This is a genomic window from Halomonas citrativorans, assembly GCF_014898005.1.
GTDB classification, from domain to species: Bacteria; Pseudomonadota; Gammaproteobacteria; order Pseudomonadales; family Halomonadaceae; genus Vreelandella; species Vreelandella citrativorans.
The window spans coordinates 18,721-45,405 of record NZ_JABUYX010000016.1; the positions used below are offsets into that span (position 1 = coordinate 18,721).

General features: G+C 54.5%; 30 protein-coding genes. 14 read left to right on the forward strand and 16 right to left on the reverse strand.

The features are described from left to right. Positions 1–74 precede the first annotated feature (74 nt). Both INT20_RS13230 and INT20_RS13235 read right to left on the reverse strand, forming a co-directional pair. Complete coding sequence (locus INT20_RS13230; RefSeq protein ID WP_193057077.1) at positions 75–683, reverse strand: glutathione S-transferase family protein; 609 nt, start codon at positions 681–683, stop codon at positions 75–77. 2 nt (positions 684–685) lie between these two features. After that, entirely contained in the window at positions 686–1,894 is a 1,209-nt protein-coding gene (locus INT20_RS13235) for a YbfB/YjiJ family MFS transporter (RefSeq protein ID WP_193057078.1), read from the reverse strand. A 153-nt stretch (positions 1,895–2,047) separates the two neighbouring features. On the opposite strand from INT20_RS13235, the gene INT20_RS13240 reads away from it, so the two are divergent. Then, on the forward strand, positions 2,048–2,941 hold the full coding sequence (locus tag INT20_RS13240) for a LysR family transcriptional regulator (RefSeq protein ID WP_193057079.1): 894 nt from the start codon (positions 2,048–2,050) through the stop codon (positions 2,939–2,941). 27 nt (positions 2,942–2,968) lie between these two features. On the opposite strand, the gene INT20_RS13245 is transcribed toward INT20_RS13240, so the two are convergent. Continuing rightward, positions 2,969–3,304 (reverse strand): zinc ribbon domain-containing protein YjdM, encoded by a 336-nt coding sequence (locus tag INT20_RS13245; protein WP_193057080.1) that lies wholly within the window; start codon positions 3,302–3,304, stop codon positions 2,969–2,971. Positions 3,305–3,403: 99 nt separating this feature from the next. Between INT20_RS13245 and INT20_RS13250 the strand changes: the two genes are divergently transcribed. Continuing rightward, positions 3,404–3,793, forward strand: a complete 390-nt coding sequence (locus INT20_RS13250) for an ester cyclase (RefSeq protein WP_193057081.1) — start codon at positions 3,404–3,406, stop codon at positions 3,791–3,793. Between the two features lie 285 nt (positions 3,794–4,078). Next, positions 4,079–4,381, forward strand: coding sequence for a helix-turn-helix domain-containing protein (locus INT20_RS13255; RefSeq protein ID WP_087111826.1), 303 nt, complete (start codon positions 4,079–4,081; stop codon positions 4,379–4,381). Here the strand turns inward: INT20_RS13255 and INT20_RS13260 are convergent. Together INT20_RS13260 and INT20_RS13265 are read right to left on the reverse strand one after the other, a co-directional pair. Then, positions 4,378–4,515: a hypothetical protein gene (locus tag INT20_RS13260; RefSeq protein WP_193057082.1), complete on the reverse strand. Its 138-nt coding sequence runs from the start codon at positions 4,513–4,515 to the stop codon at positions 4,378–4,380. The genes INT20_RS13255 and INT20_RS13260 overlap by 4 nt on opposite strands. After that, entirely contained in the window at positions 4,515–5,084 is a 570-nt protein-coding gene (locus INT20_RS13265; protein ID WP_193057083.1) for a pyridoxamine 5'-phosphate oxidase family protein, read from the reverse strand. The genes INT20_RS13260 and INT20_RS13265 overlap by 1 nt, the downstream gene beginning before the upstream one ends. A gap of 222 nt (positions 5,085–5,306) precedes the next feature. Between INT20_RS13265 and INT20_RS13270 the strand changes: the two genes are divergently transcribed. Then, positions 5,307–5,789, forward strand: a complete 483-nt coding sequence (locus tag INT20_RS13270; RefSeq protein WP_087111822.1) for a GlcG/HbpS family heme-binding protein — start codon at positions 5,307–5,309, stop codon at positions 5,787–5,789. Between the two features lie 290 nt (positions 5,790–6,079). Here INT20_RS13270 and INT20_RS13275 read toward each other — a convergent pair whose 3' ends face one another. The 4 genes from INT20_RS13275 to INT20_RS13290 form a co-directional block, all read right to left on the reverse strand. After that, complete coding sequence (locus INT20_RS13275; RefSeq protein WP_193057084.1) at positions 6,080–6,496, reverse strand: GNAT family N-acetyltransferase; 417 nt, start codon at positions 6,494–6,496, stop codon at positions 6,080–6,082. Positions 6,497–6,556: 60 nt separating this feature from the next. Beyond that, the gene (locus tag INT20_RS13280; protein ID WP_193057085.1) at positions 6,557–6,970 is read right to left on the reverse strand and encodes an NUDIX domain-containing protein; all 414 of its coding nucleotides are present in this window, start codon (positions 6,968–6,970) and stop codon (positions 6,557–6,559) included. Between the two features lie 183 nt (positions 6,971–7,153). After that, positions 7,154–7,474 (reverse strand): hypothetical protein, encoded by a 321-nt coding sequence (locus tag INT20_RS13285; RefSeq protein ID WP_193057086.1) that lies wholly within the window; start codon positions 7,472–7,474, stop codon positions 7,154–7,156. Positions 7,475–7,655: 181 nt separating this feature from the next. Beyond that, on the reverse strand, positions 7,656–8,618 hold the full coding sequence (locus tag INT20_RS13290; RefSeq protein WP_193057087.1) for a LysR family transcriptional regulator: 963 nt from the start codon (positions 8,616–8,618) through the stop codon (positions 7,656–7,658). Between the two features lie 115 nt (positions 8,619–8,733). Between INT20_RS13290 and INT20_RS13295 the strand changes: the two genes are divergently transcribed. Further along, positions 8,734–9,468 carry an SDR family oxidoreductase gene (locus INT20_RS13295; protein ID WP_193057088.1) on the forward strand — a complete coding sequence of 245 codons (735 nt, stop codon included), beginning with the start codon at positions 8,734–8,736 and terminating at the stop codon, positions 9,466–9,468. A gap of 49 nt (positions 9,469–9,517) precedes the next feature. On the opposite strand, the gene trpA is transcribed toward INT20_RS13295, so the two are convergent. Both trpA and trpB read right to left on the reverse strand, forming a co-directional pair. After that, positions 9,518–10,357, reverse strand: coding sequence for a tryptophan synthase subunit alpha (gene trpA / locus INT20_RS13300; protein ID WP_193057089.1), 840 nt, complete (start codon positions 10,355–10,357; stop codon positions 9,518–9,520). 56 nt (positions 10,358–10,413) lie between these two features. Beyond that, positions 10,414–11,619, reverse strand: coding sequence for a tryptophan synthase subunit beta (trpB, locus tag INT20_RS13305; RefSeq protein WP_193053938.1), 1,206 nt, complete (start codon positions 11,617–11,619; stop codon positions 10,414–10,416). A 105-nt stretch (positions 11,620–11,724) separates the two neighbouring features. On the opposite strand from trpB, the gene INT20_RS13310 reads away from it, so the two are divergent. Continuing rightward, a complete protein-coding gene (locus INT20_RS13310) occupies positions 11,725–12,627 on the forward strand; it encodes a LysR family transcriptional regulator (RefSeq protein ID WP_193057090.1) in 903 nt (300 codons plus the stop codon). Between the two features lie 28 nt (positions 12,628–12,655). Here INT20_RS13310 and mmuM read toward each other — a convergent pair whose 3' ends face one another. The 3 genes from mmuM to INT20_RS13325 form a co-directional block, all read right to left on the reverse strand. After that, positions 12,656–13,615: a homocysteine S-methyltransferase gene (mmuM, locus tag INT20_RS13315; RefSeq protein ID WP_193057091.1), complete on the reverse strand. Its 960-nt coding sequence runs from the start codon at positions 13,613–13,615 to the stop codon at positions 12,656–12,658. Next, positions 13,612–15,054, reverse strand: coding sequence for an amino acid permease (locus tag INT20_RS13320; RefSeq protein WP_193057092.1), 1,443 nt, complete (start codon positions 15,052–15,054; stop codon positions 13,612–13,614). Before INT20_RS13320 ends, mmuM begins: the two co-directional genes overlap by 4 nt. A gap of 345 nt (positions 15,055–15,399) precedes the next feature. Next, positions 15,400–16,335: a LysR family transcriptional regulator gene (locus INT20_RS13325; protein WP_319022136.1), complete on the reverse strand. Its 936-nt coding sequence runs from the start codon at positions 16,333–16,335 to the stop codon at positions 15,400–15,402. 86 nt (positions 16,336–16,421) lie between these two features. Between INT20_RS13325 and INT20_RS13330 the strand changes: the two genes are divergently transcribed. Further along, entirely contained in the window at positions 16,422–17,405 is a 984-nt protein-coding gene (locus tag INT20_RS13330) for an aldo/keto reductase (RefSeq protein WP_193057093.1), read from the forward strand. A 23-nt stretch (positions 17,406–17,428) separates the two neighbouring features. Here the strand turns inward: INT20_RS13330 and INT20_RS13335 are convergent, their stop codons facing one another. Next, positions 17,429–18,058, reverse strand: coding sequence for a LysE family translocator (locus tag INT20_RS13335; RefSeq protein ID WP_193053943.1), 630 nt, complete (start codon positions 18,056–18,058; stop codon positions 17,429–17,431). A gap of 213 nt (positions 18,059–18,271) precedes the next feature. On the opposite strand from INT20_RS13335, the gene INT20_RS13340 reads away from it, so the two are divergent. The 5 genes from INT20_RS13340 (at position 18,272) to INT20_RS13360 (ending at position 24,051) form a co-directional block, all read left to right on the forward strand. Continuing rightward, positions 18,272–18,490, forward strand: a complete 219-nt coding sequence (locus INT20_RS13340) for a P-loop NTPase family protein (RefSeq protein ID WP_226912174.1) — start codon at positions 18,272–18,274, stop codon at positions 18,488–18,490. A gap of 397 nt (positions 18,491–18,887) precedes the next feature. After that, a complete protein-coding gene (locus INT20_RS13345) occupies positions 18,888–20,711 on the forward strand; it encodes a CocE/NonD family hydrolase (RefSeq protein WP_193053944.1) in 1,824 nt (607 codons plus the stop codon). A 105-nt stretch (positions 20,712–20,816) separates the two neighbouring features. Further along, positions 20,817–22,031: a short-chain fatty acid transporter gene (locus INT20_RS13350; protein WP_264299234.1), complete on the forward strand. Its 1,215-nt coding sequence runs from the start codon at positions 20,817–20,819 to the stop codon at positions 22,029–22,031. A gap of 194 nt (positions 22,032–22,225) precedes the next feature. Beyond that, on the forward strand, positions 22,226–22,906 hold the full coding sequence (locus tag INT20_RS13355; RefSeq protein ID WP_193053946.1) for a GntR family transcriptional regulator: 681 nt from the start codon (positions 22,226–22,228) through the stop codon (positions 22,904–22,906). A gap of 209 nt (positions 22,907–23,115) precedes the next feature. Continuing rightward, positions 23,116–24,051, forward strand: coding sequence for a glycerophosphodiester phosphodiesterase (locus tag INT20_RS13360; protein ID WP_193053947.1), 936 nt, complete (start codon positions 23,116–23,118; stop codon positions 24,049–24,051). Between the two features lie 52 nt (positions 24,052–24,103). Here the strand turns inward: INT20_RS13360 and INT20_RS13365 are convergent, their stop codons facing one another. Then, positions 24,104–24,997, reverse strand: coding sequence for a dihydrodipicolinate synthase family protein (locus INT20_RS13365; RefSeq protein WP_193053948.1), 894 nt, complete (start codon positions 24,995–24,997; stop codon positions 24,104–24,106). Between the two features lie 196 nt (positions 24,998–25,193). Between INT20_RS13365 and INT20_RS13370 the strand changes: the two genes are divergently transcribed. Then, positions 25,194–26,027 carry an AraC family transcriptional regulator gene (locus INT20_RS13370; RefSeq protein WP_193053949.1) on the forward strand — a complete coding sequence of 278 codons (834 nt, stop codon included), beginning with the start codon at positions 25,194–25,196 and terminating at the stop codon, positions 26,025–26,027. A 13-nt stretch (positions 26,028–26,040) separates the two neighbouring features. Continuing rightward, entirely contained in the window at positions 26,041–26,649 is a 609-nt protein-coding gene (locus INT20_RS13375; RefSeq protein WP_193053950.1) for a LysE family translocator, read from the forward strand. Positions 26,650–26,685: the final 36 nt, after the last annotated feature.

Genomic DNA, 26,685 nt, shown 5'->3' on the forward strand with positions numbered 1-26,685 from the left:
CATCGCGGCGGGTTAGTTTTTAGTCGGTAGCGTTGGCGTTGCAGTGGCCTTTTCTCCTCGTCGCTGGATCATCGTTAAGATGTGGTAAACGCTGTCGCCTGAAAGCTCGAACGTGTGATCACAGCCTGGTGCCACGAAGCAAGCGGTCGATAGGTCTCCTGCCACGCTACCTCCGGCAATCTGAAAGCGAGGTAATCCAACGCGACAACGGCGGCGATATCACCGAGGCTAAGAGTCGAGGCCGTTGGCGCTTCGCCAAGCTCTCTGTCCAGTTGGTTCAGTAATCGCTGAATGGCTCGCGAACGCCGCTGGCCCAGCTCGCTATCGTCAATCTCATTGCCATTGTGCTTTCTGGCAATCACCATCGTAAACGCCGCTTCCATGAGGTTGTGTCCCAACCCCGCCAAGTGCAGCACCTCGCCCAAGTGAGGCGGTGGCACCATGGGTTTCTCCGGATAAACGCTATCCAGATAAACAGCAATCAGCATTGATTCGCTGAGCGTGGTGCCTTCCTCGGTGACTAGCGCAGGAATACGCCCGGCAGGGTTGGCCTTGAGCAGCGCGGGGTCGTCTGCCCAGGGGTCACACCATTTCAACGTAACGGCGTCGCTCAGGCCTTTTTCCAGTAGCACGATGCGCACCAGGCGCGCGTAGGGCGATGTGGCGTTTAGGTAGAGTTCCATTATTATCTCCTGTTTTGAGCAGTAAGCGCCGCGTTGCGTTGCTGTAAACCACGGCTAAGCAGTACCAGAAAAAAGCCTGCGACGAGCATGAGGCCGCTGATGGCGAACAGCGGCGAGTAAGTGCCCCAAACGCCATAGAGTGCCGACATGGCATAGCCAGCCACTGCCTGGGCAGCAGCAAAAGCGGCGGTGGCTTGCCCCCAGATTTTCTTGTGCGCGGTTGGCCCTACCAACTCAGCAAGGCGGCCCGAGGTGAGTGCGACAATGCCGGGGATCATCGCCCCTACCATAAAAGAGGAAACCGATTGGCTGATCAGTGCTAGCGAGAACACCGGCAGCAGGACAGCGGCAGCCTTCGCTACAAAAGCAATCGCCAAACCATAATGCCAACCTGCTCGCTGCGCCAGGGCGCCGACCATTAGCGGCCCGCACACGGCACCTAAACCGAAGATCCCCCACTGAAATGAAGCGGCCTGGTTACCTAGCGCGTTTTCCCTGGCGAGATAATCCACCCAGAACACGGTGTGGGGCACAAACCCAACCGCATCCAGGGCATACGCACTAATGACCAGCCACACGACGACCTTTACCCCCGAATACTCCCTGGATTTATTGGCCGTTGAGGTGGCCGTGGCAGGTAACGCCAGCCGAGTGATGCCGTGATCGCATAAAAGCCCCGCCATCATGCAGAGCAGCCCCAACGCGCCCCATGTAAACGCGAGACTTAATTCAAGCAGCAACGGCACGATGAAGGCTGAAAGCAGAGCGCCCAGGCCAATCCCCGTAAACACCATGGCACCGACACGGGTTCGCCTTTCTGTGGGCGTGGCCGCCAACGCCAGCGAAGGGCCAACCACCATTAAAATGGCGCCCGCAATGCCTGACACCAGGCGCCAGAAGAAGAACCAGGTGAAACCGCCCTCCCCAGCGCAAAGCACAAAGCTTAAAGCGATACCTGCGAAGTTTGCCCCCATTACGTGGCGCGTAGAAAAGCGCTCACTCAGGGAGTGGGCGACAAGCGCGCCGATAAAGTAGCCCAGCAGATTGGCGGCCCCCAAGTAGGCGCCCTGGCTTGCGGTAAACCAACCCTCCTGAATAATCACCGGTAATAATGGCGTGTAGGCAAAGCGAGCAATGCCGATCCCCGCTAGGGTCGCCATTATGCCGGTCATCAGGGCGGGCAAATCGTGGGAAGTAAATGTTCGGCTCATCAGGTTGTGTCCTTTTTGTGCCGCCTTTCGGGCAAGGTGGGCAGCGCGGTACTGCACAGCCAGACTACGCGCGAGAAACTATTTCTAGAAACGATTTGTTTTGATAGTTACTATCTTTTTTTGAGATAACGCTGGCTTGGCAGAAAGGTGAGTATGCAGCTTAAATCATTGCGACTATTTATGGCGGTGGCCGAGACAGGCAGCTTCGTGGCAGCGGCAAAACGCTTGCACACGGTGCAATCTAACGTGACGACTCATATTAAGAAACTTGAGGAGGAGTTAGGCGTACAGCTCATTCATCGTGCGGGACGTGTTCGCCCGACAAGTGCTGGTTTGGCGCTGGTGGAGTACGCTGAGCGCATGTTGACGGCCCATGATGAAGCGGTATCGCTGTTTAAGGGCCAGGAGAAGGCGTGTGGGCGGCTACGAATAGGCGCCATGGAAACCACGACGGCATTGCGCCTTCCCCCAATACTAGCGGCGTATCACGCAGCGCAGCCTGATGTTGATATCCAGCTCAAGACCGGGCCAACGGCTGAGCTGGTCGAGTTGCTGCTCAATGGCCAGGTGGACTGTGCCTTCGTGGCGGGGCGGCTTGAGCATAGCCGCTACCACGTGCTTAAAGCGTTTAGCGAGGAGCTTGTCTTAGTGGGCTCAATGCCCATGACGACGATGCCCTCTTCACAAGCGCTGCTGGCGTCTGCCTTCATGGCGTTTCGCCAAGGGTGCAGCTACCGCCAGCGTATCGAGCTATTGCTGGCGTCCTATGGCGTCAATGCGGGCCGGATATTTGAGTTCGGCTCGCTGGATGCGATGCTGGGCTGCGTCGCTGCCGGGATGGGCTATACGGTATTACCGCGTGGAACGGTTGACGCGCATCAGCACCGGTTCGGGATTCACACACTGGCGCTGCCCGCTTCTATTGCCCACATCGATACCTATTTTGTCGCCCCCGAACCGGAAACCTGGACGCCTGCCCTGGCAAGCTTTGCTGAAACGTTGTGTGGCGCGGCGGAAGTGGATGAGCCTCAGCTTACGGCGTCGTGATGTGGATAGAGGAATTCCGGCTCTTAGTCAGGCCTTTTTCACAAAATGAGCGGTTACCATCATGTCGCCTGCGCCATCAACCTTGCAGTCCAGTTGGTGATCCTTGCTATCCACGAGCCGCTTGATAACGGCTTTGGTGCCTACCTTGATGACCAGTGAGCTACCTTTGACCTTGAGGTCTTTGACCATCGTTACCTTGTCGCCTTCCGCTAACAGCGTGCCGTGGGCATCTTTGACCGTCACGGTGTCTTCCGCCTCAGTCTCGGAAGGGTTCCATTCGTGGGCGCACTCGGGGCAGATGAACAGGCTTTGATCCTGATAGACGAATTCAGATTGGCAATTGGGGCAAGGTGGGCACGACATGAACGATGACTTCTGTGGCTTGGTTTAGGCTACTTATGATACTGAGCCTGTGTACCCTTGGCGAATACCTTCACGCCAGCCCAGGAAAGGAGAACCAGGATGAACAAACGTGACTTGGAAGCGGCATACCGTGATTACATCACCTGCCTCAATCATCAGGACTGGACGAGCCTTGGCCAGTTCGTGCATGACGACGCCCACCACAACGGCAGGCGCCTAGGGCTTGATGGTTATCGTGCCATGCTAGAAGACGATTATGAGCAGATACCCGATCTTCACTTCAATATTGAGCTTTTGGCCGTTGATTCACCCCATGTTGCGTGCAGACTGCGATTCGATGTAACTCCGAAAGGTAGCTTCCTCGGCCTTGCGGTGGATGGCAAAAAGGTGACTTTTTGCGAGAACGCGTTCTACCTCTTCCGTGATAATAAGATTCAGGAAGTCTGGTCGGTGATCGACAAGACCGCGATAGAAGCTCAGCTGGATTGAGGCTCCAAATGCGATCCTTGTTCGGTTGCCTGCAGGTTGTCTGTCAGGGCAAGGTTTTCCAGAAGAGCATCATCATGGGACACCCGTTGCGCGAATCACAGTTCGATCCGACCAGCCGATAACCTAGCCTGCTGGGATAGTGAAGCGCGTTTCTGCTTATCGTTTATTTTGCCGAGCGATACAGTATAAAAGGCGGGAACGACAAACGCTTTTACAATGAAATGATTCCAGTTGCCGACAGAGAGTATGCGGCTCATCTGGAAACCTTAAAGTGAGGTAGTCACAATGGCACGCAAGCTTGAAGATTTACTGGCAAAAGAAAAGCCAGAGATCGTTGCGGCGGCAGAAGCGAAGGCAAGCGATATGCTGTTTGAGATCAGGCTAGCCGAAATTCGTCTGCTGGCAGAGAAAACGCAAACTGAAATTGCAGATGCAATGGGTGTTAGGCAGCCGACCGTAGCAGGACTGGAGAAGGTGGGCCAGGATATGCGACTTAGCTCACTTAAACGCTACGTTGAAGCGATGGGTGGTCGTGTCCGTGTAGATATTGAGCTGCCGGACGGTAGCCATCATGGCTTCCCTGTTTAATTAATCTCTTTGCCTTCCGTGCCTACAATATGAACGGCGATTAGCGCTGGCTTGAATAAGTAGTCTACGCCATCGCGGGCTAAAGCCCGCTCCTGCAAAATGTGCCAGCCATTGGTGTTGGCCTGTGCGGCCATCACGGCACCAGCCACTGCCCCGCCCAACCATCACCTCGCGAGAATACGGCGCGGCGGTGATGCTGCCCCAAGTGCAGCGCTTCTATCGCTTGAACGTCCATCCACAACACTGCAAAAGCGCTTTCATCCGGCGTTTTGGTGTAATCCAGTGAAGCCGCAATCGGTTCGCCCGGCGCCAGCCCGCTGCTATAGGCGCTACGGGCGTGTTCCGGCAGGTTTTGCCACTGCTCGCTAACGGCTTCGCCGATCAGAACAGTGACGCTGGCTTCTATGCGTATTTGCAGCTGCTCAGCTGCATCCCATACGTGCAGCGCGGCCATAGGATTAGCGCGCAGGGCGCTGATCTTTCCTGAGTGAATATCGGTGTAGACAGCAATCGTTGCCGCCTGCTTATCAGCGCTGCGGAGCACTACCGTGCGGGCTTGCGGCATGCCGCTTCCGCTAACGGTGGCCAGGGTGAGATAACGCGCCGGTGCGTGGCGGTCGCTGACACCTTGGATCAGGCGCGCCCAAAGATGCTCATGCAGTAGCGGTAGCTCTTCTGCCCAAGAGTGGGGATTTAACGCCATGGACACCTTTCAAAGTAATGGCTGAAAAGGCAGCGTCACTGAATAGCTGCCGGGCTTATAGCATGCGACGAAAATCCTCAGCGTCAGCACGCCCGCTAACGCGTTCGGCCTATATAGGTGTTCTTGAGAGCACCACAAAGTAATTTAAACTTTGAATATTTATTAAACATTGCTATAGGTTAAGAGCATCAATATGAATATTAATTTTACCGAGGACGTAAAATGATTCGTAATCTTACTTTGGCTGCCGTGTTGATGGCTCCTGTTTCCGTTATGGCGCAAGATCTTCCAACAGCGCCTTATTTGCCGCTCGACATGAGCCTGGCTGCTGCGCAGACTGCGTTGGATGCCTGCTCTGCCGAAGGCCACAATGTCAGCGTTGCTATCGCTGCTCGTAGCGGTGAAACGAAAGTGCTGTTACGCGCCGACAATGCTGGGCCGCATACCATCAACAGTAGCATAGGCAAGGCCTTCACTTCGGCCAGCATGGGGCGTGACACCGCTGGCCTGGCCGGATTTATCGGTGGCAATCCGGGGAATGATGGGATGCACAACATGGATGCCAGGATGGTGGTTCAGGCAGGCGGTCTGCCGATACGAATCAATGGTGAGCTGGTCGGCGGTATTGGTGTAGGTGGTGCACCATCGGGCGATATCGACGCGTCTTGCGCCCGTGCCGGGCTCGATGAGATCGGTGCCGAGTAATTTTTTTGTGTAATTCTGTGGGATCATCCCCACTTTCAGCGTCTCGCTTTCACGCATAATCCCGCCAAGGCGATAATGCCAGTCCGTTAAGCCTGGCTGGCATTTTCCTATCCGGATATTTTTGCAGTCATGCACTAACACCCCGTCGGTATAGCCTTACTTGTCTATCTGATAATTAAATGAGCAGTTGCTTTAAAACAAGGCACACCCTATCGCTCCATGCCACCCGCATTATGATGTGCCCAGCTCTACACACGCTGCTAATTAAGGCTGCTGGTTAAGCTCAGACGTTAATATCCACTAAACGAGTAGAGCGCGATATCTCTCCGAAACTCCCAACCCAGGTTGCTCCAGAAGCGTTTACCGGCTTCGTTTTCTACCAAAATCATCAAGTGGGATTTTTGGATGCCTTCATTTTTAAGCGCTTCCAGGCAAAGCGCCACCAGCTGTGAGCCGACACCCATGTTGCGGTGTGAAGCCGCGACTGCCAGGTGTTGAATAAAGCCCCGGTGGCTATCATGGCCGCTCATAATCGTGCCCACTACGTTTCCCTCTGCTTCCGCCACAAAGCTTAAACCGGGGTTACGCTGCAAATAACGGGCAACGCCTTCGCGGGAATCCGCATCGCGCAACCGCACGCCTTCGGTACTCAACCATAGCGCCACGGCGGCGTCGTAATCTTCAATCGTCATGGGGCGGTAGTGCATGTTTACCTCTCAGTACGGCGTAAAGGTATTCAGTTACAACTCAGCGGTAACGTTATCGCCTCAACGTGACGATGAAAGCGCTCCAAGCAGCGCAGCATGGGTAGCGCACCATGTATGAATCGACTGCACATACCCGGCTGGCAGGTTGTGGGGCAAGTCATCAACCGGAAAGGTATCAATTCGGGAATGTTCGTGACTCACCTTTGGGTTGAAGTCGCTCACAAGACGGCAGCCGTAGGTGACGATGAATACATGCTTTTGGGGAATGACCTCAAACAGGTAACTATCGATAATTTCCTGACCAACGACCTTTACGTCCAGCTCTTCCTCGAACTCTCTCTCCAGGCATTCTGACGATACTTCGCCTATCTCGATACGCCCGCCGGGCAGCTCCCACTCATCGCGGTCGTTGAGCGCCAGTACGACCTTGTTGGCGGGCAGGAGTAATACCCCTTTTATAGATACCGGATACATGGTTTCCCTTATCTTTCACAAGTGAATAGCCAAGAACATACGTCGCTACGCGTCCCAATGCGTTTACAACGTGCTATTCAAACAGGATATGCCAATCCGCCTATACCGGCCCGCTTTGAAAGGCTGGGTTGTAACGAAAGTGCTTAGACGGGTGCCCCCTCGCCTTGTCACGTTGAAGCGTTACTACATCCCCAAACCAATGCCCAACCGCAGCGCTTGCAGGCCATCAAACTGGACGCTTACCTCATCGGAAAACACGGGGTGGCCTTCTACGGTTAGGTCCAGCTCCGCTTGGGCGCCACGATAAGTAACGCTTACCGTAAGATTTGCGGAGCTGCTAATGGGCGCCAGCACACCGTACTCAACGTTATCGACGCTGACCGCAGAAAGGCCACGGTTATCCAGCTGTTGCTGGACTTCCTGTTTAACAGCATGGCCATAGTAGAAGTACACCCCGGCATAGCCCAGCGCCAGCACTACTATCAATGTAAGGAGTTTTCGCATTATGGCCTCTTGGTTAAAGAATTGGGTAGTTGCCACCATGACAATGCCATCATCTTCCATCCGCATGGTGTGATAGCTCGTGTACTCGGGGATTATCAAACGACCTGATATAAGAAGCAGAAACAATTAGGCAAACGCTTATCCCAACAGGTACAACCATAGATTCAGGCAGCCCCATAGTTTATAGATTATCCAGCGACACCGTCACCGCTTTATCTTTTTCACCTCGGCGCTCTTCCACAAGTTTGGCAAGCTCATCACCTTCATCAAACACGCTGACCACCCAGTCGATAAATACTCGCACGCGGGAGGATAACTGACGGTTGCTTGGGTACAGAATGGAAACGGGTGATCCTGTGGGCGGACTGGAGGGCAGGACTTCGATCAACTGGCCAGTTCGTAGATCATCTTCTGCGTGGTAACGGGGCACCTGAATGATGCCGAGCCCTAGTCGCGCGGCCGCGTAATAGCTTTCTGCCGCACTCGTGGTCACGTTGGCAGGCAACGTTACATATTCAACTTTTCCGCCATTAGTGAACTCAAGAGGCAGCGTCTGGCCTGCACGGCTGGAGTGAAAGCCCACCATCGTGTGCCCGCCAAGCTCGGCCACTGAATGCAGCATTCCGTACTTGGCCAGGTATCCGGGCGAGGCGACCGTGACTTCATCAAGTGTGGTGATTCGCCGGGAGTGCATATCGCTGTCCTGGGGCATACCGACGCGCAATGCGCAGTCGATGCCCTCACCTACTAGATCGACCAGACGATCACCCTCGCTCATGTGAAGCTCCAAAGCTGGGTAGGTGTTAAGAAACGCGGGTAGCTTCGGCAATATAAAATGGCGGGCTAGCGTGCCGTGAACGTCTACCCGCAGTACGCCTTTGGGTTTGGCATTCACTAGCGCGCCTTCCGCCTCCTCAACCTGGGCCAAAATACTCAAACAGCGGTGATAGTAAGCGTCGCCATCCCGCGTTGGGTGCACCGAGCGCGTGGTACGTTGCAACAGCCTTACGCCAAGGCGTGCCTCCAATGTTTTGATGGCCTCGGTCAGCGTTGAGCGGGAAATACTCAGGTCTTGCGCGGCGTGAGTAAAGCTTCGCCTTTCGACGATACGCGTAAACGCGTGCATCGTATCAAGTCGGTCCATTGTTCACGGTTTCCGAAGAGTGATGACAGGTTAAGCCTGATTATAGAGCACGCTTTGTCTTTTATGCTGCATACGTCAGGTATTCACCAATTCCCTACGCAGAAGGAGAAAAACGATGGCAGAACAGAAAATTGCGCTTGTAACAGGTGGTTCCCGGGGGATTGGGGCGGCTATTTCCAAACAGCTGGCGCGCGATGGCTTTACGGTGATCGTCAACTACGCAGGCAATGCAGAAGCCGCTGACCACGTGGTTCAAGAGATTGAGTCGGCGGGTGGTAAAGCGCAGGCTATTCAAGCTGATATAGCCGATGCCCAAGCGGTGCGTCAGCTTTTTGACACTCTTGAAACGCAGTGGGGGCGCATTGCTGTGCTGGTCAATAATGCGGGCATTATGAAGCTTGCACCGCTTGCGCAGATGGAGGAGAACGCGGTGGATACTCAGATTGATACCAATCTGAAAGGCTCGATCAATACCATGCGCGAAGCGGCCAACCGCCTGAGCGACGGTGGCCGGATTATTAACCTATCGACTAGCGTTGTCGGGTTGAAACTTGAAACCTATTCGATCTACGCCGCCACCAAAGCCGCCATTGAGACCTTAACCGCGATTCTTGCCAAAGAGCTGCGTGGCCGCTCGATCACCGTCAATGCCGTGGCGCCCGGCCCTACCGCGACAGATCTGTTTCTTGAGGGTAAATCTGACGAACTGGTCGAGCGGATGGCCAAGATGCCGCCACTGGAGCGACTCGGCCAACCGGACGATATCGCAAGCGTCGTGGCTTTTCTCGCCTCGCCTGAAGGCGGCTGGATTAACGGCCAAACCCTGCGCTCCAATGGCGGCATCGTTTAACCGTTTCTTAATGACCTGGTTTAAACAACCTGGTTTTAATTAGCTTGTTTTAACTGACTTGCGGCTCGCCCAGCTCGCGGCACCCCCTAACGCTTTCAGCCAGGCCACGGGCAAGGTCATGCACTCCGTTGACAGCTTCATCAGGCGTTGCGGCGTGCTCGATGCAATCTACCAACGCGGAGCCAACCACTACCGCATCGCTGAATCGGCCAATAATCGCGGCCTGTTCCGGGGTGCGAATACCAAAGCCGACCGCGATGGGAAGCTGGGTGTGTTCGCGTAGCTGGCTGACTGAGCGCTCAAGTTTTTCAGGCGTGGGTGCGCTGCCGCCAGTAACGCCTGCCACCGAAACGTAGTAGATAAACCCGGAGGCGTTACTCAGCACTTTGGGTAGGCGCTTGGTATCCGTGGTGGGCGTGGCCAGGCGGATAAAGTCGATGCCGTGCTGGGCGGCGGGCTGGCAAAGCTCGTCGTCGTGCTCCGGGGGCAGGTCGACCACAATCAGGCCATCTACGCCGGCGCTAGCGGCATCAGTTAAGAAGCGCTCTACGCCATAGCGGTAAATGGGGTTGTAGTAGCCCATTAGCACGATGGGCGTAGTGGTATCTTTTTCGCGAAAGGTACGCACCATCTCCAGCGTTTTAGCTTGGGTCTGGCCTTCTTTTAGGGCGCGCAGCGCGGCTTTTTGGATCGCGGGGCCATCGGCCATGGGGTCGCTGAACGGCATGCCCAGCTCAATCACGTCCACACCGGCAGCGGGCAGGCCCTCAAGAATGCGTTGCGATGTCGCCATATCTGGGTCGCCCGCGGTGAGATAACTCACCAGCGCCGGGCGGTTTTCGGTTTTGAGCGCGGCAAAGCGTGCTGCAAGACGCGAGTTGGGATTCATGGCAGTCTCCTTATGTGCGCCCTGGTAAATAGATTCGCTCTTTTGAACAGATGCGCTCATTTGAATTTCTCTCCCAGGTAGTGGGCTACGCTCATCATGTCTTTGTCACCGCGCCCGCTCAGGTTAACCACCATCAGGTGGTCGCTGGGGAGTTTCGGTGCCCGCTTGGCGACTTCGGCCAACGCGTGGGCCGTTTCAAGGGCGGGGATGATCCCCTCCAGACGGCAGCACGTCTGAAAGGCTTCAAGCGCTTCATCGTCGGTGGCCGATACATATTCAACGCGCCCCTGCTCGTGCAACCACGCGTGTTCCGGGCCGATGCCGGGGTAATCCAGGCCCGCCGAAATCGAATGGGCATCAATAATCTGGCCGTCCTCATCCTGCAACAGATAGGTGCGGTTGCCGTGAAGCACGCCCGGCGCACCGCCGTTCAGGCTTGCCGCATGCTGGCCGCTTTCAACGCCTTTGCCGCCTGCTTCAACGCCAATCATCTCGACTGAGGCATCGTTCAGGAATGGGTGGAACAGTCCCATGGCGTTGGAGCCGCCACCAATACAAGCCACTAGCGAATCCGGCAGGCGGCCCTCTTTTTCCTGCATTTGCGCGCGGGTTTCGTGACCAATCACCGCCTGGAAGTCACGTACCATGGCGGGATACGGGTGCGGCCCAGCCACAGTGCCGATGATGTAGAAGGTGTCATCCACGTTGGTGACCCAGTCGCGCAGCGCTTCGTTCATGGCATCTTTCAGCGTACCGGTGCCGGAAGTAACCGGGATCACTTCAGCGCCCAGCAACTTCATGCGAAATACGTTAGGCTGCTGGCGCTCGATATCCGTTGAGCCCATGTAAATCACGCAGGACAAACCAAACCGCGCCGCCACCGTGGCCGTAGCCACGCCGTGCATACCGGCGCCGGTCTCAGCGATGATGCGCTTTTTGCCCATGCGTTTGGCCAGCAACACTTGGCCGATACAGTTATTAATCTTGTGCGCGCCAGTATGGTTAAGCTCTTCACGCTTGAGAAAAATCTTCGCTCCGCCAAAATGCTCGGTCAGCCGCTCGGCAAAATAGAGCGGGTTGGGGCGCCCTACGTAGTCGCTCTGAAAATAGGCGAGCTGGCGCTGAAATTCGGGATCGTCTTTGGCAGCGTCGTATTCGGCTTGCAGCTCAAGAATCAGCGGCATTAGCGTTTCGGCAACAAAGCGGCCGCCGAATTGGCCAAACAGGCCGTTAATATCAGGCTGGATCGCAGGTTGGTTCATGATGACCTCTCAAAGCGGAGTAGCAGTTGCATTGAAAGTAGCGCAAGCAGGCGGAGATAAAAATCGATAAGATGTCATCAATATGTGAGCTGGAGTCAACCGTTGATGCAACAAAGTATGCCCCCCTTAAGCGCCCTGCGCGCCTTTGAAGCCACCGCCCGGCTAGGCAGCGTGACGGCCGCAGCCGATGAGCTAAGCGTGACCCACGGTGCCGTTAGTCGCCAGCTGCGTAGCTTGGATGAACATTTTGGTGTGGCGCTTTTTGCTAAAGCGGGCCGTGGCATTGAGCTGACTCACCACGGCGAGCGGCTTTATCACGGCATTGGCGAAGCGTTTACCCGCCTGCGTGATAGTTGCGCGGATCTCAAGCGTGATGTGGAAGAAGCGCCCTTCACCCTGGCCTGCCCCGGCAGCCTGCTGGCGCGCTGGTTGATTCCCAGGCTGGACCGTCTGCAGCGCGACCTGCCCCAGCTCAAATTGCAGGTCGTAGTGAGCGAAAGTGAACTGCCCGCCAAGCAGGAAAATATCAGTGCTACCCTGGCCTTTTCCGAGCCGCCCTGGCCTGCGGAGGTAGACGTCGTCGAGCTAATGGCCGAGCAGATTTGCGCGGTGGCAAGCCCTCACTTGGAAGCGAAGCTCGACCCAGCGCAGCCGGATACGCTTTTTTCCAGCAAGCTTTTACACACCGCTTCTCGCCCCCAGGCCTGGCCACAATGGGGCCGCGCCCAAGGGCTTGAACTGGCGACTCTTGAAGAGGCTTTGGGTAAAGGCCAGGGGTTCGATCATCTCTACTATTTAATCGAAGCCGCCGTGGCAGGCTTAGGCGCGGCGATCGCGCCAAAACTGCTGGTCGAAGATGACCTGAAGAGCGGACGACTCACCGCGCCCTGGGGATTTATCGAAACCCCCGCCAAGCTCTGCCTGTGGCTACCCCGCCATCACAACCGCCAGCGCAGTGAGCAGTTGGCCGAGTGGCTTAAGCGGGAGTTGGGCGCTTCACACTTTTAACGCGGGAAAAGCCCAGCCCCCACGCCAACTAAAGCGACTGCCGCCACTGGGCCAGTGCCCGAATATCATCAGGTGTTGTACGGCAGCAGCCACCGATACCCGCAGCCCCTGCTGCCAACCACTGCTCCACCCCTTGGGCCAAGCCAGAAGGCCCCGTGGCGGTGTGATCACACGGTGCCGGGTGCCAGGTTTTGGTCGCCGCGTTATACAGCTCGCCCGAGTTGGGGTACACCAGCACAGGCAGGTCACACTGGCGTTTGATCGCCGCGACCAATGACTCGATATGCGCAAGCGCGGTGCAGTTTATGCCAATCGCTGCCACGCCCGGGCAGTTGGCCAGTGCTGCGGCACATGCCTCAATCGGCGTTCCATCGCTGATGTGTTCGCCATCCTTGGCCGAGAAGGTAATCCAGGCCTGAGCGCCCGGATGTTCAGCCAACAAATCAGTGATTGCCAGCGCCTCCTCTAGTGAGGGCAGGGTTTCTGCTGCCAACAGATCAGCGCCCGAGGCCAGCAGCAGCTCGAAACGCTCGCGATGAAACTCAACCAGCCCGGCACGATCCAGATCATAGCCGCCGCGGTACTCGCTGCCATCTGCTAGATAAGCGCCATAGGGGCCAACGGATGCGGCCACCAGCGGCTTGGGGCGGTCGGTTTGCCCCGGCTGCCACACCGCATCGCGCGCCTGCTGCGCCAACGTGACCGACCGCTGAATCAGCTCCCGCGCCTGCTGGGCGGTCATTCCCGCCTGCATAAAACCGGGCACCGTGGCCTGGTAGCTGGCGGTAATGGCGCAGTCGGCACCGGCTTCGAAATACGCCTGATGCACCTCGCGAATCTTCTCCGGCGCCTGGGCCAGCAGACGCGCCGACCACAGGCTATCGTTGAGATCGCAGCCCAGCGCTTCCAGCTCAGTGGCAAGCGCCCCGTCAATCACCATAAAGGGAGCGTCCGCCAGCAAGGCTTTGATCGGATTTGTTTCACTCATACTCTTTTCTCCTCAGCGGCGGTATCCAGGTGGATAGGAGATTGAACGGCCTTACGATGGTGCAGAAAATGCACCAGGTAACACAGGCCAATGAACGGCACCCCGAAGTAGAGCGCCACGCGCTGCTGCGGATCAAACGCAATGCCGATGCACGCCGCCAAACAGGCCGCAAATGCGACCAGCGGCACCCAAGGGTAGAACGGCGTGCGGTAGACCAGGTCTTCAAGCCGCCCGCCTTCGCGCAGATACTGGCGGCGGAAGTTGAGCTGACTGAGCGCAATCGCCATCCACACCACTACCACGGCCAAGCCAGAAATCGAGACCAGTACCAGGTAGACCGTTTCCGGTGCATACACGCTTGAAAACAGCGCGCCGAAGCCGCCGATCATGCTGAGCAGCAGTGCATTCATCGGGATGCCGCGCTTGTTAAGCCGACCCAGCGACTTGGGCAAAGTGCCTTGATCTGAAAGCGTCCAAAGCATGCGTGATGAGGCATAAAGCCCGGAGTTGGCCGCCGAGAGCAGCGCGGTGATGATCACAAAGTTCATGATGTCCGCCGCCCCGGGCACGCCCAACCGCTGGAATACCGCGACGAAGGGGCTTTGGCTAAGCCCGGCCTGGCTTTGAGGCAGCAATGCCGCAATCACGATGATGGTACCCACAAAAAAGAGAATCAGCCGCCACAGCGTGGCGCGGATCGCCTTGGGCACATTGCGCGCCGGGTCCACGGTTTCCCCGGCGGCAATGCCAATAAGCTCCGTGCCGGAAAACGCAAACATCACCGCCAGTAACGTAGTGCCGATGGTCAACAGGCTCGGCGACATGGCGCCCTCGCCCCAAAAGGCCGAAAGCCCCGGCGATGCCACCGCAGCGCCGCTTGAGTCCTGCAGCGGCACCCAGCCAATAATCGCGCCTGCCCCGACGATCACAAACACCACCACCGCGATTACCTTGATCAACGACAGCCAGAACTCGGACTCGGCAAAGAAGCGTGAGGTAAACGCATTCACGCCAAACACAATGGCTGCGAACAGCCCGCTCCAGTACCAGCCGGGGATATCCGGAAACCAGCGTCCCATAAACACCGCTGCCGCGGTAAACTCCGACCCCAGCGCCACCGTCCAGGTGAGCCAGTACATCCAAGCCACCATATAGCCAGTGCCAGGGCCAATATAGCGGCTAGCGTGGGCACTGAAGGCACCGGAATCCGGCATGTGTACGGCAAGCTCTCCCAGACACATCATCACCAACCAGGCAACAATGCCACCTACCAGATAGGCCAGCACGGCCCCAGTCGGCCCTGCCTGCTGCACGGTATAGCCGGAACTTAAAAACAGCCCGGTGCCAATCACGCCCCCTAACGAGAGCATTACCAAGTGGCGCGTCTGCATGCTGCGCTTGAAGTGCGCGCCTTGTTGCTCGCTCATTTGCTCACCCATGGTGGCTTCCCTATCAATCGCTAACGGGCCAACGCAGGCCCTGCCTATGGTCCAGCGTAAAAAGGGTGGCTATATTAGAGCATTCAAAATCCACAAAAAAGCATAAAAAAACTATTTTATATTCTTATTTTAAATATGAGTTTTTAACGGCTATAACCGTGCATGCAAAAAAGCAACGCCATTGCCTGAAACAGGAGCCAGTTGCATCAAATGGGCCGGTGTCATTCCAGGCCGCCATAACGCTTTCGAGACTAACATTCTCGCTTTTCCAGAGAGGGATGACCTGGCTCCAGACGTTGTGGATGTGTTCCATGACCATGTGCTAACCATAAGCATTCTCCATGGCTATGATCCACTCAAGCATGTGCGATTCCTGGTAACCAGATCAGCCATAAAATCTGCTACGGCACGAATCCGGCCTGATTGAGTCACGTCAGTTTGGATAACAAGGTAAATAGGCTGATCAGCACCAAGCGCTGAAGTCACACAAACAAGCCCAGCATTCAGCGCTACAAAATGAGGCAGTACAGCCAATCCAAGCCCGGCTTTGGCGGCTGCTACTTGGGTCGATACCGAGGTGGTAGTTAAAGCAGGCTCCCGCCCCTGCAAAATTCGCTCGCTCCACTGCGCGGCAGGCAGGTGTGACTGCATTTCGCCCCAAGTGATAAAGGCATCAGAATCATAGTCGCCAGCATCGGGGCTGGACTTACGCTGCGCGACGTAATCAACGCTACCGTAAAGCCCGTAGCCCAATGTACCAATCCGGCGAAGCGTGACATGCCCCCGCTCGGGCTTGACCATTCTGATGGCTAGATCAGCATCGCGACGGTGCAGGTTAACGGTAGTAATATCCGTGACAAGCTCCAGCGTAATACCGGGGTACTGCCTGCGAAACTCGGGTAAAGCGGGCAAAATAAGTTCGGTGGCCAGGTTTTCTGCGGTGGCCAAGCGTACCCGTCCGGTCATCTGCGCCTGCTGGGAAACGCCGGTAGTGAATGCAGCTGCGGCAGCTTCCAGCGCTTCAGCCTTTTCGATTAGCCCAGCCCCCTCTTCGGTTAGCTGATAGCCCGACTGCTGGCGTACAAAAAGCGGCAAATGCAACGCTTGCTCAAGCCGTTCGATACGTCGGGAAAGCGTGGCGATGCCTAAATGCAGCTCCGCTGCTGCGCCGCTTAGCGTGCCGTGGCGGGCTACCGCTAAAAAGGTACGCGTATCGTCCCACACCCAGCCACGTGGCATGTGTTTTTCAAAATCGGAAATCTCTTTACCTATATCGTTCATTTTTTTCATTAATGGATAATGCCACGCTGTCTTTCCATTACTCAATAACTCAATAACTACCTATTGGCGACTTAAGGAGAGACACCATGGAAAAACGCACGCTGGGTACTGACCTGTCTGTTTCTGCCATTGGTCTGGGCTGCATGGGCATGAGCGAATTTTACGGCCCCCGCGATGACAGTAAGTCGCTGCGGGTGCTTGCGCGCGCCGTAGAGCTGGGTATCGATTTCTTCGATACCGCGGATATGTACGGGCCGCACCATAATGAGGAGTTGCTGGGCCGTTTTCTAGCGAGCCGGTCATCCAATATTCAGATCGCGACCAAGTTTGGCATTGTGCGCACCCCCGGTGAGTATAAGCGCAGCTTGAACAACAGCGCCGACTACGCCTGTACCGCCTGCGAGGCATCACTACGGCGGCTGGGTGTTGAGAAAATTGACCTTTATTATGTACATCGCCTTAATCCCGATGAACCCGTTGAAGAGACAATGGAAGGCCTAGTACAGCTGGTTAAGGCAGGCAAGATTGCGCGTATTGGGCTGTGTGAGGTTAGCGCGGACACGCTACGCCGGGCACATTCGGTTCATCCGATTACCGCCGTACAAACCGAATATTCACTCTGGACCCGCGACGTTGAACAAACAGTACTGCCTGCGTGTAATGAATTGGGGGTTGGCTTTGTGCCCTATTCGCCGCTTGGCCGAGGGTTTTTAACCGGCAGGTTTCAGGCGTCAGCGGATTTCAGCGAAGGGGATTTTCGCCCTAACCTGCCGCGTTTTAGTGAAATAGCCTTAGACGCTAACCGTCGATTGGCGGATGTGGTCGCTGAGTTGGCCACGCAAAAAGGCTGCACGCCCGCCCAGCTGTCACTAGCTTGGCTGCTATCTAAAGGCTCCAACATAGTTCCAATTCCCGGAACCAAACAGCTGCGCTACCTTGAGGAGAATACAGCCGCCACGCAGATAACGCTGACCACCGAGGAACAGCAGCAGCTGGAAGCGGCCACCGAGCGCCTGCCGGTCGTCGGTGATCGCTATACCGCAGAAGGTATGAAGGGCGTCAATGTATAAGCAGCAGGATTAATAACGCCTCTTTACTGGTTGGACGCCATTAACGTTCCCCCGGCGGCGATAAACAGGCCGCCGGTGGCGCGATTGAAGCGCTTGTAGCGGCGCGGGCTTTGAAACCAGCGGCTAATGCTGGAGCCAAGTCCTGCGTAGGTCGACATCAGGGTAAAATCGATCACCAGCCAGGTCACGGCCAGTATCACGAACTGAATCAGCTGCGGCTGGCTGACATCGATAAAGTTGGGAAAGAGCGCAGCGAAGAACAACAGATCCTTGGGATTGCTGATGCCTACCATAAAACCACGCCGAAAGAGGGTTTTCATCGGTACACGCTGATTGCCAGCAGCTGAGGGACTCTGAATATCGATTCCCGATGAATCCCGCCAGGCCGCGATACCCAGGTAGATGAGATACGCCCCGCCGACCAGCTTCAGGATATAAAAGGCACTTTCCGAAGCGGCCAGAATGGCGCCCAACCCCAGCGAAGAAACCATCATCAGGACCAATGAAGACAAGGCACCGCCCAGCACGGTCGCAGTCGTATGCTTTCGGCCAAACTTGAGCCCGTGGCTTGTACAAAGCAGCGCCACCGGCCCTGGAAAAATAATCAAGGCAAAGATGACGCCCACATAGGTCAGCCAAGTCAACGTATCCACGCTGCGCTCCTTGTTAATTGAAGAAAGGTAATAATGTAAGGTAATAGCGCATCGCCTTACGTTTTCGCTCTTATTTACCGCATTTGCGTCTCCATATTCGTCAAACGACCAATAACGTATACCTTACAACGAGCGGGATACCAAAAGCGATGCAGGTTTGTCCAGCGCTCTCTACCTTCGTAAACTGGCGCGCCGCTTAAAAAGGGCTTCATCATGAAAATCAATGTCGTCGGTAGCAGCGGCAGCGGTAAAAGCACGCTCTCCCAGCAATTATCCCATGTTCTGGGCATTCCCCATATTCAGCTTGACCCGCTTTTCTGGCGCGCTGACTGGCAAGGCACGCCGGATGATGAATTTTATGGTGAACCTACACTATCAGCATATTCAGTTTGTGAGACTGACCTCCCGCAAAGAAGCACAGATGTTAATTAACCGCCTTAGCGCCCAGCCCCCCTAAATAACGCTGAAGCTGAGATTCTATAAAGCATGCTCTTTCGCCAAGATACATAGCATGTCAGCGTTAATAATATTTAATCTCGCCACCCTTTTTCACCACCTCCTTATCAGACGTAGCACTCTTTCGCTTAAATGAGTATTGCCCGCCGCCAATACTCGCCCTCCTTCTAACAGATTGTTAAAGCTTAATAAAAAACCTTCAGCCTATATTTTCCTGCTTAATAGACCGTCTCTCCCCTTTCCACTAGCGCTCGTACAATTGCGTTAATTCATCAGTAGCAGCTGATAAAAATTTCAAAATCATTTATTTGACATGTCAAAATAATAAATACAACATCTCAAAAATACTAAACATAAAAACGGAGCCTTAGGCATGGCGAATACACCTCTATTTAAGCCTGAATCCTGGCTGGAAAAGCGATCTCCAAGCTATGAGGGGCAGCGCCTGATATCGCGCTATCTCACAATGCGTGACGGCATCGATATCGCTATTGATATCCACTTGCCAGGCATTCAGGAAGATGATAATCGCTTCCCAGTGATCGCTTTTTTCACGCCCTATTATCGACGCATGAAGCTAAAACCGGGCGCGCCAGAAGGTGTTGAAGATTGCCCCAATATCGCCGTTTTTAGGTCCTTGCTTCTTTCTCGGGGCTACGCCCTTGCCGCGGTAGATGTGCGTGGTAGCGGCGCATCGTTTGGGGTTCGTACGGGGCTTCGTTCGCCCAAGGAACGTGGGGATTACCTGGAAATTATTGATTGGGTTAGCCAGCAGGATTGGTGTAACGGCGCTATTGGTATAACCGGCATCTCGTATCTGGGAGCTGCTGCCGACTTTACAGCCTCTTGGGCACACCCAGCGGTCAAGGCAATCGTGCCTCACTCATCGGTATGGGATACTTGGTCGAACCAGCTCTACCCAGGCGGGGTAATGTGCCGCCGCTTGGTGAAAGAGTACGGCAACCTGATGGATGCGCTAGATGACAATGCGGCCGAGGATCGAGACAAATTCCCGTATTTCAAAGGGGAGCACTATGACGGCCCTGCCCCTGTCGATGGTGATACCAATGGCCGCCAGTTAAAGGCTGCGCTTGAAGACCATACGGCTAACTTTGATATGGCGGACTTTGTTCATCAGTTCCCGTTTCGTGACCGCCCCCTGCATACCGACCCGGACTTTAGCTCTGCCATTATCAGCCCCTATTACTATGCCAATCGCAAAGCGGACCATCAAACAGCGGTGTATACCATCTCGGGTTGGATGGATGGCCACTATGCTCGCGGTGCCGCGCTTCGCTATGAGTGGCAGCAAAATCCGAAAAAGCGCCTAATGCTGGGGGCTTGGGATCATGGTGGCCGTTCAGGATCCAGCCCTTACCGACACGAGCCGCAACCGCAGTCCAAAGCCTTGTCGGAAACACTGCGTTTCTTCGACGAACACTTGATGGATTTGGACACCGGTTTACGCAACGAACTTCCAGTGCATTACTACACCGTTGGCGAAGAACGCTGGAAATCAGCTTCCGAGTGGCCGCCTGCAAGTACCCAATGGCGGACGCTCTATTTTCAGGAAGGACATAAGCTTAGCGAGGCAGCCCCTAACGCCCTGCACGGTAGTGATCGTTACGTAGGCGATTATCGCTGCGGAACGGGCAATCAGTCTCGCTATAACCGGCTCTATGCTCAGAACGTTGAACACTACTATGCGGATTGGCATGGTCGTGATGAGCGAATGCTGTGCTATACCACCGACACGCTGACAGCCAATATGGAGCTAACCGGCCACCCGGTTATCCGGCTGAACCTGCAAAGCGATACACAAGATTGCGCTCTGTTCGTCTATATCGAGGATATCGATGAGAATGGTCGCGCCGCTTATGTCACTGAAGGGGTATTCCGAGCGCTACATCGGCGCATTGCGGAAAGCCATCCTAACCTGCCAGCCATTGGGCCAAATCATAGTTTCAACGAACGTGATGCTCGTTATCTGATTCCTGGCGAATGCAGCGAAATTGCGTTTGATTTGTTGCCTACATCCTGGCTTTTCAAAGCAGGCCATCGGTTGCGTATCGCTATTGCGTTAGCCGACAGCGATCATTTTTCACGTATTCCGGACGGTGTCATACCCACGATTGATATTCACCGAAATGCTTTGCATGCGTCGGCTATCGAGCTTCCGATCATGCCCCGCTCATAAAACACTAAAGACGTGCTCTCACTAGGTTGAGGGCACCCTAAAAATAATCGTTGTTTAGAGCGCTCAGCCATAACACTTCATAAAACAAACGAATAGGGTCTTTATATGCAAACGTTGACACGGCTTTGTCTGAAGTTTGTTCAAACCTGCCTACCTAATGCACTGCTCTTGGCCATTGCCCTTAGCGTTGCAGTTTTTTTAATGGGTATGCTGCTCGAAGGACAAAGCGCTCATACCATGTTAAATGGCTGGGGCGATGGGTTTTCGAACCTTTACCAATTTGCCATGCAAATGTCGTTGATATTACTGACGGGCTTCGTCATGGCAAAAACACCGATCATCGCTCGCATGATCGACCGGCTTGCCTCTGTGCCTAAAACAGCGGGCCAGGCTGCTGGTCTTGTCGCCGTTGTTTCAATGGTAACGTTCTACATCAACTGGGGTTTCGGCATGATCGTTGGGGCCTTTTTGGCCCGCGAGATGGCTCGCAGAGTGCCTGGACTGCACTTTCCTCTGGCGGTAGCCGCCGCCTATTCGGGGGAGATTATTCGCGGCACAACGGCATCGATCCCGTTATTGATGGCCTCAGAAGGCAACTTTATGCAGGATGTGGTGGGTATTATTCCTATCACCGAAACCCTCTATGCCTGGTGGAACATCGCCCTTTCCCTAGTACTTCTGGGCCTTCTGTACTTTGTGTTCTCCCGCGTTAAACCAGAAGCTAGCGAAATAAAGCAATATAAGGGAGAGCCGCTCAACAACACCGTCGAAAAAGTCGATACACGAGGAATGCCTTGGGTCGAGAAACTTGAACACAACCGGCTGCCCAATCTGATTCTCGCCCTATTACCGATTGGCTATTTGGCGGTCAATTTTCATCAATTAGGTTTTACACTCAATCTCAACTTAGTGATTCTGATCTTTCTTTCCATCGGCCTCATATTGCAACCCAGCCCGGCAAGTCTCGGGGCAGCGGTCAAGGAAGGTATTCTAGCGTGCCGTGGTATTATTCTTCAATTCCCTCTTTACGCAGGTATCGCGGGAATGGTCAAAGTCTCAGGTCTGGCTGATAGCATGGCAACCTGGTTCGTCGATATTGCCAATGTACATACCTTTCCGATTATTACCTTTATCTCGGCCGGTATCGTCAATATTTTCATTCCGTCTGGCGGGGGGCAATGGGCTATTCAGGGGCCCATTATGCTGGAGGCCGCCCAACGACTGGGTGCTGACATCCCGCAAACGATTATGGCTTTTACCTGGGGAGATGCCTGGACCAATCAGATGCAGCCTTTCTGGGCGCTACCTTGCTTGGTGTAGCAGGCCTGTCGGCGCGTGACATCATGGGCTATTGTGTGATGTGGACGCTTATCTGTGGCGCTGCCATTATGACCACGTTTGTTCTGCTATCAATACTTTAAGCAACCAACAAGCCTCCTTAGGTAGATGCTAGAATGAGGCGGTGCTCAACGTTAACATTGAGCACCGCCTTGCGGTTAACACGGAACAGTTTCATGGCAACTACTCATAAAATCAGTCTCAATACTCAAGCTTTCGAAACGTTAAAACACGATATTATTTCTTGTCATTTGAAGCCAGGTGCCTCAATTACCGAGGCTTGGCTAACAGAACATTACCCAATTGGTAAAGCAGCTATTCGCCATGCCTTGGCACGCCTAGCCCAACAGGGGTTAATTATTAATCAGGGGCGTCTTGGCTATACAGTTGCTTCCATTACCATCAAGAGCATTCGCGACAGCTATCATATACGTCGACTTGTAGAGCCTGAGCTTTGTCGCATGGCTGCTGGTCACCTGGATAGCAAAACTCTCGAACAGCTGCGCCATTGCTGCAAAGCTACTTATGATCATGAAAACCCTGCTCAAATGATCGCTTATTCATATGCTAATCACCAGTTTCACTGCTTGATTGCTCAAGTGGCAGGCAACCAACGTTTAACGCGACTGCTTGAAGAACTATCAGATGATCATATGCGAATTGCTTACGTCAGCATGGTGTACGGCCAAGGTAAAAAGGATTGGAGCGATGATCACACACATATTTTAGAGGCACTTAATACTGGGCAAGGTGAGCAAGCAGCAAAGCTTATGCTTGAACATTTAGCACAGAGCGAAGAAGCCATTTTACGTGCGGTACTCAACCTTCCTGAACTTCTTGAAACATCATTGAGTTAAGCCCTCGGTTTTGGCAGGTTTCTTCGAGTTAATTTAGGCGCTTTACCGTTCTTTTATCAAAAGCCTGACGCTCTACAACATTAAGATATTTAGATTATTTTTCATGCTACAGCTCCTTTTATTCTGTTACTCGATAAGTAGTCACCCCCGTTTGGCATCGCTTATTAAAACGGGTAGGGTCATAACCCATCCTTAAAAAAGGAAGCCTAATGCCACGCTATTCACTAAAAACATCCCTTTCTCTAGGCCTTTTCGCTTTCATTACCGCCCCGACTGCATTAGCAGAAACGTCTCCACTGGAGCAACAGCTAAAAGATCTAGCGTCGTTTCAGGTGATTGCGCATCGCGGTGCAAGCGGCCATGCCCCGGAAAGCAGCATGGCGGCACTGGAGTTGGCCCATGAATGGGAAGCGGACTATCTGGAATTGGATATTCAGATGACCGCCGATGGCGAATTGGTGGCCTTTCACGATAATACCCTTGAGCGCACCAGCAACGGCGAAGGCCGCATCAACGATCATACGCTTGCCGAACTCAAGAACCTGGATGCGGGCGCCTGGTTTAACGACGCTTATCCTGACTTGGCGGATGAGGCGTTTATGGGTGCCGAGATATTAACGCTTGAAGAGGTTTTCAGCCGTTTTGGTCAGAACGCCCGCTACTACCTGGAAACCAAGTCGCCCCAGTTGAATCCAGGCGTTGAAGCGGCGCTTGTTAAGCGCCTGGAAGCTTTTGATATGATCAACACCGGACGCGTGTTGATCCAGTCGTTTGAGCAGGAGAGCCTGCTCAAGATTCACGAACTGAACGACGATATCCCACTGATTCAGTTGGTATGGTACTCCCCCAGCACAGAGGACAGTGAACGTCTGGTGGAGTGGAGAGGTACCACGCCTGGAGCGCAGGACATCACCGACGAGCACTTTCAAGCCGTGGCCAATTACGCAGTAGGCTTAGGGTCGAATTACCGTTATGAAGGCGAGCAGGTGATCGACGAAGCATTCATCCGTCAGGCTCAGGATAACGGCTTGGCGGTACACATCTACACGGTGAACGATACCGATCACATGCAGCAGCTCATCGGCTGGGGCGTGAACGGCTTGTTTACCGACTATCCGGATAGGTTGATTGAGCTTGTCGAGTAACGCGTTAAATACGCATTTGCCCAGCGTTTACTGGACGTTTTGATGCTTTCGCCTAACGTAGTTCGAGCTCTTCAATCACCTGCTCGACTCTTGCGCGCTGACTGCCTTGGAACGTGTTTAGCGGCAGCGGCAAGCAAGGCGTGCTGACCTTGCCAAGGATCTCGGCGGCGGTGGCGATAACCCGTAAGCTTCCTCCGTATTCACGGTACAGCGCCCAGAAAGGTTCTAGCTGATCAGAAAGCCTCAGCGCCGTTTTAAAGTCACCCGCCTGGGCTGATCGCGTTATCGCCAGCGCCGTTTCAGGAAATAACCCGCCCAGCACGGAATACCAACTATCGCACCCTGCCGTTAGGCCGGTGGCCGCGACGACGTCGCCACTTATCCCCAAGGTGACATCTTCCGGAATCAAAGCACGCAACCGATCAACCCGCTCGCGAGCGGCGTTGGGATTCATGCTGACCGGTGGAATCTTAATCGAGCGTACCTGAGGCAACTGGGCAATACGCCCATGCAGCTCATCGCTGAATGTAAAGTGAGTCGTACCCGGATTATCGTACACACACAGCGGCACGCTTAATGAACGGCAGACCGTTTCATAGTGACTGAACACTTCGTCATCGGTCAGCGTTTGATAGGAAACGGGCGCCAGCAACACGCCGCTAGCGCCCACTTTCTGAGCATCTTCGGCAAGCGCCAACACATCGCGTGTGCGCATTGCACCAATGCCGATAATCACGGGTATATCGCCCGCGCTTTCTATCGCCAGTTGAGTAACGCGCGCCCGCTCCTCTCGGTTGAGATACACATAGCTTCCGGTTGAACCCAGCACGCCGATAGAGTCCACCCGCGCCTCGGCCAAACGTTCCACTAAACGGGAAAACTCGTTTTCACGAATCCCCTGCTCATTCATGGGCGTTAATGGAAATGCACTCAGGCCGGTAAACATAGGCAGCTATCCTTTTAACGAAGGCTTAGTAGATACGTCTGAAATTATCAGACAACACGGCATGAGGGTAGCGGGAGGAGAATAAGCAGGCACGAAAGGAGCAACCGACACTTATAAAGCGCAATTTTGTACAAGCTGCGCTAACACGTGAGCGTTAAACTAGCGCAATGACATTTGGATAGACGGAGGCTTAGCAATGGGAAAATCGGCAAGCCGCTTTCAGTTCACTAAAAGCCAGCACATCCCCACGCTGAAAACGCTACAGGCAGCGATGTTCGATTTTCGCTATGACCCTCATGCGCATGAGGAGTACGCCTTTGGGGTGACGCTGTCAGGTCGTCAGGACTTTTTCAGCGGTGGGCAATATCACCGTAGCCCACCAGGTAATGTAATTATCTTTAACCCGGATGACATTCACGACGGCCAACCAGGCGGCGACCGCACGCTCGACTACGTCATGCTGTACGTTCATCCCGCTCAAGTTAAGGCCCTATTTGACGACGCCCTGGGGCAGGAAACAGCATCCCACTTTCGATTCGACAGTACGCTGGTGCAAGACATGGCACTACGCGAGTGGATAACCAACGTTGCCCGATTGATTACCACATCAACCGGCAGCCAGATCGACCAGGAAAACGCGCTCTATCAAGTTATTGAACGAATCACCCAACTAGGCGGTGCTTACCAGCCTGGGCATACCTCTAGCAGGCCCGACGCACTTCTCAGCTTGGCCAAAGAGTATATCCACGCGCACCTGGATACCGACCTCTCGCTTGAAGCGATTAGCCAAGCGGCACACCTTTCCAAGTTTCATTTCTTACGACTGTTTCGTCAGCAGTTGGGCATCACGCCCTACCAGTACGTCATCAACTGCCGGGTTAATGCGGCGTGCAGCGCACTTGAAAAAGGCGCATCGCTTAGTGAGGTGACGTTTCGCTACGGCTTTACCGACCTTAGCCATTTCAACCGTCGCTTTAAACGTATTTATGGCCTTACTCCCCACCAATACCAGCACCACCTTAACGACTAACCAGAGAGCTTTTATGTTAGCTATTATCGCTTATGCCGTGGGCATCATGTACTCGCCTGGGCCTGTGAACCTGATGGGGTTAAATACAGGCGTTAATGGGCAGGCAAAAACGTCGCTGGGTTTCTGCCTGGGCGTGGGCACGGCGATGCTATTACTGTTTTTACTCTTCGGCTGGGCGGGTGCTGCGTGGATTGATGGGCGCCTACTCATCGCGGTTAGCGTTTTCGGCTGTGGTTATATTATTTACCTTGCCATACACATTGCGAGAGCGCGCATTGACGTTAATGCCGTATCCAGCTCGCCACTCACCCTTCGCTATCGTGACGGCCTCATTCTGCAATTGCTGAACCCCAAAGGAATTGTGGCGACACTCCCCATCGCCACACTGCAGTTTCCCGCGGCGGGCATTCAAGGGCCTGGCTTGGTAGTTTGGTCGATGGGATTAGCGCTACTGGCCGCAGGCGCCCCTGGAAGCTACATGTGGATAGGTAGCCTGGTCGGTAACCGAATTGACAACCCCGCCTTCTTTAAACGCTTTAATCAGATAATGGCGGTGCTGTTGATGGGCGTCGCGCTATCTATCGCTTATGAGCATGTTTGGGCGACTTTAGTATCTGCGTAGTAGGGTGTGGCAAAGCATCTAACCGTGCTTTTTTGG

Coding starts and splice junctions, on each gene's coding strand:
- INT20_RS13230 (WP_193057077.1), bottom strand. CDS start 683: ATGGAACTCTACCTAAACGCCACATCGCCCTACGCGCGCCTGGTGCGC.
- INT20_RS13235 (WP_193057078.1), bottom strand. CDS start 1,894: ATGAGCCGAACATTTACTTCCCACGATTTGCCCGCCCTGATGACCGGC.
- INT20_RS13240 (WP_193057079.1), top strand. CDS start 2,048: ATGCAGCTTAAATCATTGCGACTATTTATGGCGGTGGCCGAGACAGGC.
- INT20_RS13245 (WP_193057080.1), bottom strand. CDS start 3,304: ATGTCGTGCCCACCTTGCCCCAATTGCCAATCTGAATTCGTCTATCAG.
- INT20_RS13250 (WP_193057081.1), top strand. CDS start 3,404: ATGAACAAACGTGACTTGGAAGCGGCATACCGTGATTACATCACCTGC.
- INT20_RS13255 (WP_087111826.1), top strand. CDS start 4,079: ATGGCACGCAAGCTTGAAGATTTACTGGCAAAAGAAAAGCCAGAGATC.
- INT20_RS13260 (WP_193057082.1), bottom strand. CDS start 4,515: ATGGCCGCACAGGCCAACACCAATGGCTGGCACATTTTGCAGGAGCGG.
- INT20_RS13265 (WP_193057083.1), bottom strand. CDS start 5,084: ATGGCGTTAAATCCCCACTCTTGGGCAGAAGAGCTACCGCTACTGCAT.
- INT20_RS13270 (WP_087111822.1), top strand. CDS start 5,307: ATGATTCGTAATCTTACTTTGGCTGCCGTGTTGATGGCTCCTGTTTCC.
- INT20_RS13275 (WP_193057084.1), bottom strand. CDS start 6,496: ATGCACTACCGCCCCATGACGATTGAAGATTACGACGCCGCCGTGGCG.
- INT20_RS13280 (WP_193057085.1), bottom strand. CDS start 6,970: ATGTATCCGGTATCTATAAAAGGGGTATTACTCCTGCCCGCCAACAAG.
- INT20_RS13285 (WP_193057086.1), bottom strand. CDS start 7,474: ATGCGAAAACTCCTTACATTGATAGTAGTGCTGGCGCTGGGCTATGCC.
- INT20_RS13290 (WP_193057087.1), bottom strand. CDS start 8,618: ATGGACCGACTTGATACGATGCACGCGTTTACGCGTATCGTCGAAAGG.
- INT20_RS13295 (WP_193057088.1), top strand. CDS start 8,734: ATGGCAGAACAGAAAATTGCGCTTGTAACAGGTGGTTCCCGGGGGATT.
- trpA (WP_193057089.1), bottom strand. CDS start 10,357: ATGAATCCCAACTCGCGTCTTGCAGCACGCTTTGCCGCGCTCAAAACC.
- trpB (WP_193053938.1), bottom strand. CDS start 11,619: ATGAACCAACCTGCGATCCAGCCTGATATTAACGGCCTGTTTGGCCAA.
- INT20_RS13310 (WP_193057090.1), top strand. CDS start 11,725: ATGCAACAAAGTATGCCCCCCTTAAGCGCCCTGCGCGCCTTTGAAGCC.
- mmuM (WP_193057091.1), bottom strand. CDS start 13,615: ATGAGTGAAACAAATCCGATCAAAGCCTTGCTGGCGGACGCTCCCTTT.
- INT20_RS13320 (WP_193057092.1), bottom strand. CDS start 15,054: ATGGGTGAGCAAATGAGCGAGCAACAAGGCGCGCACTTCAAGCGCAGC.
- INT20_RS13325 (WP_319022136.1), bottom strand. CDS start 16,335: ATGAACGATATAGGTAAAGAGATTTCCGATTTTGAAAAACACATGCCA.
- INT20_RS13330 (WP_193057093.1), top strand. CDS start 16,422: ATGGAAAAACGCACGCTGGGTACTGACCTGTCTGTTTCTGCCATTGGT.
- INT20_RS13340 (WP_226912174.1), top strand. CDS start 18,272: ATGAAAATCAATGTCGTCGGTAGCAGCGGCAGCGGTAAAAGCACGCTC.
- INT20_RS13345 (WP_193053944.1), top strand. CDS start 18,888: ATGGCGAATACACCTCTATTTAAGCCTGAATCCTGGCTGGAAAAGCGA.
- INT20_RS13350 (WP_264299234.1), top strand. CDS start 20,817: ATGCAAACGTTGACACGGCTTTGTCTGAAGTTTGTTCAAACCTGCCTA.
- INT20_RS13355 (WP_193053946.1), top strand. CDS start 22,226: ATGGCAACTACTCATAAAATCAGTCTCAATACTCAAGCTTTCGAAACG.
- INT20_RS13360 (WP_193053947.1), top strand. CDS start 23,116: ATGCCACGCTATTCACTAAAAACATCCCTTTCTCTAGGCCTTTTCGCT.
- INT20_RS13365 (WP_193053948.1), bottom strand. CDS start 24,997: ATGTTTACCGGCCTGAGTGCATTTCCATTAACGCCCATGAATGAGCAG.
- INT20_RS13370 (WP_193053949.1), top strand. CDS start 25,194: ATGGGAAAATCGGCAAGCCGCTTTCAGTTCACTAAAAGCCAGCACATC.
- INT20_RS13375 (WP_193053950.1), top strand. CDS start 26,041: ATGTTAGCTATTATCGCTTATGCCGTGGGCATCATGTACTCGCCTGGG.